The sequence below is a fragment of the Bacillus sp. LR--39 genome (genome assembly GCF_053613335.1).
Genome location: NZ_JBSIOT010000648.1, coordinates 1 through 817, shown reverse-complemented (window position 1 = coordinate 817; position 817 = coordinate 1). Strand labels below are relative to the sequence as shown.

The 817-nt window shown below is 41.0% G+C and carries 1 protein-coding gene and 1 pseudogene; both read left to right on the top strand.

What is annotated here, in order from left to right:
- Positions 1-101, top strand: a pseudogene (locus ACWHAR_RS25575) (hypothetical protein); the annotation flags it as partial.
- A 128-nt stretch (positions 102-229) separates the two neighbouring features.
- Entirely contained in the window at positions 230-718 is a 489-nt protein-coding gene (locus ACWHAR_RS25570) for an LURP-one-related/scramblase family protein (RefSeq protein WP_014481330.1), read from the top strand.
- The last annotated feature ends 99 nt before the right edge of the window (positions 719-817 follow it).

Sequence of the window (817 nt, the reverse complement as noted above, 5' to 3'; positions counted from 1 at the left end):
AACCGCAAAAGACAAGCCCTCTGCCAGCAGCCGCACCTCATCACAACAACCTAATCGACCTTGACGCCATCCGCCAAAAACGCCGGATGCATCTTTCCTAATTCTATATTTCAAACGAAAAGGCTGCTGAATCACGCAGCCTTTTAAAATTGTGTTGATTTAGAGCCTGAAACCTTTTCGCCACCTATCCGTAATTTCATACAAGGCAAACCCAAAGGAGACTTCAGCAATGATCGAGTTATTTATGAAACAAAAAATGTTCTCATTTAAAGATGCATTTCACATTTATGACCGGGATGAACAAGAAACATTCAAGGTGGAGGGGCGTTTTTTCTCGTTAGGAGACTCATTACAAATGACAGACTCATCCGGGAAAACGCTCGTTTCCATAGAACAAAAACTAATGTCTTTATTGCCGCGCTATGAGATTTCAATTGGCGGGAAAACAGTTTGTGAGGTAACGAAGAAAGTAACGTTTTTCAAACCGAAATTTGTGATTTCCGGGCTTAACTGGGAAATCGATGGTGATTTATGGAGGGATGAATTCCAGCTGACGGACGGGGAAAATGTCCGGATGTCAGTGAGCAAAAAGTGGCTCAGTTGGGGTGATTCCTATCACTTGCAGATTGCAAACGAGGGAGATGTTCTGATTTGCACTGCCATCGCTATCGTGCTTGATATGGTTTTATATAACGATGAAGATGAAAGTATTTTCTAAAAAGCATTGACAATTGATCCAAAAGTAATAATATTAAGATAATTGAAATCTGAATATGAAGTTGTACCTTATCAAGAGAGGTGGAGGGACTGGCCCTAT